Here is a 6,455-nt window from a genome sequence, read left to right as displayed (position 1 = left end):
GAGAAATAGCGTCGTTCTTACAGAATGCAATGCGAAAGTAGCTCAGGGGTAGAGCATCACCTTGCCAAGGTGGGGGTCGCGAGTTCAAATCTCGTCTTTCGCTCTAGTTTTAAATTATAACGCTTTCGCGAAAGCATATTATAAAAATAAATACCAATTTTTTTCACATTTGTGAAAATGCTCGAGTGGTGGAATTGGTAGACACGTTGGACTTAAAATCCAATGTCCATTAGGACGTACGGGTTCAAGTCCCGTCTCGAGTACAAAAGGCTTCCACTAGGAAGCCTTTTTTATTTTATAGCTATAGCGTTTAATTAACCTCCTAAGAAGTAGCGCCACCTTTCTTTTTAACAAGCATTCTCTTTATCTCATTGAGCTTCATAAGCGCCTCTACTGGTGTAAGTGTGTCAATATCTATATGCAAAATCTCCTCTTTAATATCTTCTAGCAATGGATCATCTAGATTAAAAAAGCTAAGCTGCATTTCTTCATCTCCAGCTTCTTTAAGCTTACCTGTAAGCTCTTCACTTCCATGAGATTTTTCTAGCTTCTCCATCATTTTAGTAGCCCTACGCACTACTTGCTGGGGCATTCCCGCCATTTTTGCTACATGAATACCAAAACTGTGGGCACTACCACCCGGAACTAGTTTCCTTAAAAACAATACATTGTTCTTAAGCTCTTTTACAGAGACATTGTAGTTCTTGATGCGTTCAAATGTCTCACACATCTCATTAAGTTCATGATAATGCGTTGCAAAAAGCGTTTTAGGCCTCCCCGGATGCTCATGTAAAAATTCACTTATGGCCCAGGCAATCGATATCCCATCATAGGTACTGGTACCACGTCCTATCTCATCTAGCAAGACTAAACTGCGATCACTTAAATTATTAAGTATACTCGCCGTCTCATTCATCTCTACCATAAAGGTACTTTCACCCATAGAGATATTATCACTCGCTCCTACTCTTGTAAAGATTTTATCTACAAGACCTATATGAGCCGCCTGAGCTGGCACAAAACTTCCCATTTGTGCTAGCAAGACTATCAATGCCGTTTGTCTCAAGATAGCACTCTTACCAGACATGTTAGGCCCAGTGATCATAATCATTTGCTGGTCATCACTATCTAAAAAGACATCATTAGTCACATAAGCCTCACCCAGCGGTAGCTGCTTTTCTATCACAGGGTGTCGCCCCTCTTTTATATCTATTACCTGCAACTCGTCTAGTGTAGGTCTTACATAATTATTTTCTCTGGCTAACTGTGTAAATCCTAACAAACAATCTAGCTGTGCAATTTGAGAAGCATTAGCCTGCACTTGAGGAATAAAACTACTCATCCAGCCTACTAGTGCAACAAAAAGTTGTTGCTCTATCGCTTGGATACGCTCTTCGGCTCCTAGAATTTTACCTTCGTACTCTTTAAGTTCCTCTGTTATGTATCGCTCTGCATTAACAAGCGTTTGCTTTCTTATCCACTCCTCTGGCACCTTGTCACGATGGGTATTGCGCACCTCTATATAGTATCCAAAAACGTTATTAGAAGCTATCTTAAGCGATGTGATTCCCGTACGCTTAGTCTCGCGCTCTAGCATCTGCTCTAGATAATCTTTACCTCCTTGTGATAACGCTCTTAACTCATCTAGTTCGTTATGAAAGCCCGCAGCGATTGCCCCACCCTTTACAATAGATACTGGAGCGTCTTCAGTCAATGTTTCTTTTATTTTATCACGCAGCACTGCACAATCTTGAAGCTGCTCTCCTATTATTTTGAGAGATTCATTATCCGTACTAAGCGCTAGTGATTTAATAGGAACAATAGCTTCGAGAGAATTTTTAAGCTGTATAACCTCTCGCGGACCTATCTTACCAGTAGCAACCTTACTTATGAGACGCTCTAAATCTCCTATTTTTTTAATATTAGACTGTATTTTATCAAATATTTCTCCATTTTCTGAGAGAAAAGTAACTACCTCATGACGACGTACAATCTCATCGAGGCGCTTGAGAGGCAATGCTAGCCATCGTTTAAGTAAACGACCTCCCATAGCCGAAGTGGTCTTGTCTATTATATCTATTAACGTAACAGATTTTACTCCAGAAGCTGAGTTATACAACTCTAGATTTCTTATGGTAAAACGATCCATCCACACGTAATCATCTGCAGCAATACGGCTTATTCTCGTTATATGCTGTAGCTTGTGATGCTGTGTTTCTCCTAAATAATGAAGCGCTGCACCAGCCGCAACCACTCCTTCTGAAAGATGCTCTACCCCAAACCCTTTTAAAGAATTTACATCAAAGTGTTTATGAAGAGATTCTGTAGCATAGTCTATATGAAATACCCAATCTTCCTGGTAAAAAGTATGATAATCTGGGCCATATGCTTCTAAAAATAATTTCTTCTGCTTTTTACAGACTAACAGCTCGCTAGGAGCAAAATTTTGCAATAATTTATCTACATAAGCTATATCTCCTTGTGCAGTAAGATACTCACCAGTAGATACGTCTAAAAAAGCGACACCTACCTTTTCTTTATTAAAAAAAACAGCCCCAAGGAAATTATTTGTCTTTGCCGAAAGAATATCATCATTCATAGCAACTCCTGGTGTCACAAGCTCTGTCACCCCTCGCTTTACTATTTTCTTAGTCTGCTTTGGATCTTCTAGTTGATCACAAATAGCTACTCTACAACCTGCTTTTACAAGCTTAGGCAAGTAAGTATTTAAAGAATGATGTGGGAAGCCCGCAAGCTCCGTTCGATCACCACCATTATTTCGACTCGTTAATGTTATGTTGAGAATGGCAGCTGCTTTTACAGCATCTTCTCCAAAGGTTTCATAAAAATCTCCTACTCTAAAAAGCAACAAAGCATCTGGGTATTTAGTTTTAATACCATTGTATTGCTGCATTAAGGGGGTCACTTTTTTCTTAGCCAAATCATTTATTTTAAGAAAATAAAAGTACGGTATTCTATTGGGTTGGCTTTCTCAAAAATGATTAGACTTTCCTAGTTTTTCCACATTTTATACACACGCTTTCGCGAAAGCGCAAAATAAAGCGTTTTAAGGGCATTTCTCAGCACACCCAAGACAAGTGATGCCAACTATAAAATTCTTTTTAAAATAAGCCGAAATGAATCGAAATTCAATAGATTTTAACTATGGATATTTAAATACCGATAAAAAATACTGAGAGTAGCTGTTTTTATTGTTAAATCATATAATTCAGCTCATTATTCTTTTTGAAAATTAAATGATACACCCTCAACAAACTTATTATCAAATAATTAATCAAATATGATTTGAAAAGTTCTCAAAAGAAAGCTGATTTATTTGAAGAATTAAGATGACTATTGGCAAATTCACTTATTTCGTGTAATTTTTAGAAAATTATTAGCATATATATAACTATTAGTTAAATAAGTTAAATATTATTCATAATTTGAATTATAAACTAAATCAAATATCAAATGAAACAAAAGTACCCATTACTCAAAATGGTCTATTTCTTGTTATTTTTAATTCCTTGTGCCCTAATGGGACAGTCTGTTGTTACGGGAGTTATAAAAGATGCTGGAAATAACCCAATTCCCTTTGTCAATGTTATTGAAAAAGGAACTTCAAACGGAACTACATCAGATTTTGATGGTAATTACTCGATAACACTAAACGGTAATTCTGGAACCTTAGAATTTTCATACCTAGGGTATGCAACACAAGAACAAATAATTTCAAGTTCACAGACACTAAATGTGACTCTTGAAGAATCATCAGAGTCGCTAGATGAAATAGTAATTTCTGGTCTAGCCTCTTCTGTAAAAAGATCAAACGCTGCAAATGCAGTAGCATCCGTATCAGCAGAGCAAATTACCGGCACGACACCACCTCCTACCTTAGATGGAGCTTTGTATGGTAAATTTGCTGGAGCACTCGTAAGCCAAAATTCTGGAGCACCAGGAGGGGGACTTTCTATTAAACTTCGTGGTGCGACTTCCATCCAAGGTAACACCCAACCGTTATATATTATAGATGGTGTTTATGTTGACAACTCATCTATTTCTGCAGGTCTTAATGCAGTTTCTGCAGCATCGGGAGGAGGAAGTGCTTCAGAACAAGATAACCCAACAAACAGAATAGCAGATATAAATCCAGATGATATTGAAAATATTGAAATACTGAAAGGAGCATCTGCTGCTGCAATATATGGTTCTAGAGCTGCTGCCGGGGTTGTTATTATCACAACTAAGAAAGGTAAAGCTGGAGAAACTCAGTTTAAATTTGGTCAATCATTTGGGTGGACCCAAGTAACAAGACTATTAGGGTTACGTAATTATAACGAACAACGCGTAGAGGACAGTTTTGGTGCAGAGGCAGTACCACTTTTTGTAGCTGCTAGGGATGAAGGAAGATTAGTAGATTATGAAGAAGAGATATACGGCGAAAAAGGTCTTATAAGCAAAACTAATTTTAGCATGAGCGGTGGAGATGAAAAAACACGCTTCTACGCTGGTGTGACTCATAGTAATGAAAATGGTATTGTAAAAAACACGGGCTACGAAAAGACTTCACTTCGTCTTAACTTAGATCATAGAGCTACAGACTTCTTAAAGGTATCCCTTAATACAAACTACATCAACTCAAAATCTGATCGTGGCTTCTTTAATAATGACAACTCAGGCACCACTATTGGTGTGACATTAACGGGTACAACTCCTTGGCTACAGTTATTTCCAGATGAAAATGGTGTATACCCAGATAATCCTTCAGGAGCATCAAACCCTTTACAAACTAGAGACAGAGTAACTAACAGAGAGATCGTAGATCGCTTTATTATTGGTGCTTCTGCAAATCTAGATATCTTCAAAAAGGAAAAATCAAGTCTTGAATTAATTCTACGTGGAGGTTTAGATACATATGGCCAAAAATCCAGAGCTATTTTCCCTAAAGATTTACAATTTCAAAAATTAGATATTCAAGGCAAAAATGGAGTTTCTGTTCAAGGTGACACTCAAAACAGAAACTACAATCTAGCAGCTTTCTTAGTACATAATTACAGAACAGATAATGATTTATCTTTTAGGACTCAAGCCGGCGTAACAAGAGAGTATTTTGACAGAAATACGCAACTTATAACAGCTAGTGGACTTGTAGCTTCAGAAACTAATGTTGATCAAGCGGCTAACACTGGAACTAACCAGTTTAGATTACTCCAAGAAGATGCAGGATTTTTTGTACAAGAAGAAATAAACTTTCAAGATAAGCTTATAGGAGCAATAGGATTAAGAGGAGACAAGTCTTCAAATAATGGAGATGCAAACGAGCTTAACTATTACCCAAAAGCATCACTTGCAGCAAACTTTAATGAGTTTGATTTCTGGAAAGAAGATAGCTTTGTAGATAAGTTTAAGCTTCGTGTAGCTTATGGAGAGGCAGGTAACTTTGCTCCTTATGGTGCATTGTTTACATCATACACATCATTCTCTACAGATGGTATATTAGGAATAAGTCTAGTAGGTGTGCGTGGAGATAGTGATTTAAACCCTGAGCGTCAAAAAGAATTAGAATTTGGTACAGACCTTAGTATTCTTGATGGTAAAGTAGATTTTTCTGCAACATACTATATTAAAACTGTTGACGATTTAATTCTTAGGTCAGCACTACCTCCATCTTCTGGGTTTACGAGCGAATTTGCAAATGCAGGTGAATTACAAAACAAAGGACTTGAATTATCATTAAATAGCAATATCATTGAGTCGGAGGATTTTGTGTGGAATGCTAGTGTAAACTGGTTTAAAAATACTTCTAAAATCACTCGTTTAGATGTTGATCCTTTTAACGTAGGTGCCTTTGGAGCGACACTTGGTACATTTAGAATTGAAGAAGGTTCTAGCGCTACACAGATAGTAGGAATTGGCCCTAATCCAGGTGCAAATAGATTCCAAAGGTTTGGAGATTCAGAGCCAGATTTTCAAATGGCGCTTAATAATAGCATTCAATACAAAGATTTCCAATTATCATTTTTATGGCAATGGAAAAAAGGTGGGGATAACATTAACTTAACCACACTTCTATCTGATCTTAATGGTACAAGTGCAGATTATGACGACTCTGGTTTAGATCCAACTGGTACGCTTGCAAATGGACCATACAGAATAAGTCAACTAGGATCATCTGCAGAGGTATTTGTAGAGGATGCATCTTACCTGAGATTACGTGAGGTAGGTTTATACTACACGCTTCCTTCTGCTACTCTAGAAAACTTTTTAGGTGGTAATATAGACAACATTAAAGTTGGCTTTTCTGGTACTAACCTAATTAACATATTTGACTATAACAGTTATGATCCAGAAGTATCAAACTTTGGTGGTGGCGGTATCTTTACTGGTGTAGAGGTTACACCTTTCCCATCTTCTAAGCGATTCTTATTTAACCTAGCTGTAAACTTTTAATA

The 6,455-nt window shown here is 37.3% G+C and carries 2 protein-coding genes and 2 tRNA genes; 3 read left to right on the top strand and 1 reads right to left on the bottom strand.

What is annotated here, in order from left to right; genetic code table 11:
- Positions 1-31 precede the first annotated feature (31 nt).
- Both SJY23_RS06720 and SJY23_RS06715 read left to right on the top strand, forming a co-directional pair.
- Positions 32-103 (top strand) — tRNA-Gly (locus SJY23_RS06720).
- 76 nt (positions 104-179) lie between these two features.
- Positions 180-263: transfer RNA gene (locus SJY23_RS06715), tRNA-Leu, on the top strand.
- A gap of 59 nt (positions 264-322) precedes the next feature.
- Here the strand turns inward: SJY23_RS06715 and mutS are convergent.
- The gene (mutS, locus tag SJY23_RS06710; RefSeq protein WP_396598109.1) at positions 323-2,914 is read right to left on the bottom strand and encodes a DNA mismatch repair protein MutS; all 2,592 of its coding nucleotides are present in this window, start codon (positions 2,912-2,914) and stop codon (positions 323-325) included.
- Positions 2,915-3,474: 560 nt separating this feature from the next.
- Between mutS and SJY23_RS06705 the strand changes: the two genes are divergently transcribed.
- The gene (locus SJY23_RS06705; RefSeq protein WP_396597935.1) at positions 3,475-6,453 is read left to right on the top strand and encodes a SusC/RagA family TonB-linked outer membrane protein; all 2,979 of its coding nucleotides are present in this window, start codon (positions 3,475-3,477) and stop codon (positions 6,451-6,453) included.
- The last annotated feature ends 2 nt before the right edge of the window (positions 6,454-6,455 follow it).

Source organism: Dokdonia sp. R86516 (assembly GCF_044596715.1).
Lineage (GTDB): Bacteria > Bacteroidota > Bacteroidia > Flavobacteriales > Flavobacteriaceae > Dokdonia.
The sequence above is the reverse complement of the archived record's forward strand: the minus strand, read 5'-3'. Positions and strand labels throughout refer to the sequence as shown.

Excerpts from the sequence above, each read along its gene's own strand:
- SJY23_RS06705 (WP_396597935.1), top strand. The coding sequence starts at position 3,475 with ATGAAACAAAAGTACCCATTACTCAAAATGGTCTATTTCTTGTTATTT.
- mutS (WP_396598109.1), bottom strand. The coding sequence starts at position 2,914 with ATGCAGCAATACAATGGTATTAAAACTAAATACCCAGATGCTTTGTTG.